This window comes from Streptomyces sp. URMC 126, assembly GCF_051386555.1.
GTDB lineage: Bacteria > Actinomycetota > Actinomycetes > Streptomycetales > Streptomycetaceae > Streptomyces.
This window is the reverse complement of sequence record NZ_JBPQTX010001068.1, coordinates 1-255: the sequence shown is the minus strand read 5'-3', so window position 1 is coordinate 255 and position 255 is coordinate 1. Positions and strand designations below refer to the sequence as shown.

The following is a 255-nucleotide window of genomic DNA, read 5'->3' as shown; positions in this document are numbered from 1 at the left end:
GCGCCCAGCGCACCGCGGCCGCCAGGTCGAGGACCTCGCGGTCGCCGACCGTGGACCGGCCGCCGGAGCCGCCGTGCCCCCGGAAGGAGAAGGTGATCACGGCGGCACGCTGGGCGAAGACACCGGCCGCCCGCCGGATCGCGGGCCGGTCGCGCGAGCCGGTGAACCCGTGGGCGATCACGATCGCGAGGCCGTCGGCGGGGGCGCCGGGCGCGGTGGAGCTGTGGATCGAACACGGCATGGGGCACGCGGAGC

1 pseudogene is annotated in these 255 nt (G+C 78.0%); it reads right to left on the bottom strand.

The features are described 5' to 3' along the window. Positions 1-241 (bottom strand): annotated as a pseudogene (locus tag ACSNOK_RS35120) (alpha/beta hydrolase); the annotation flags it as partial. Between the last annotated feature and the right edge of the window lie 14 nt (positions 242-255).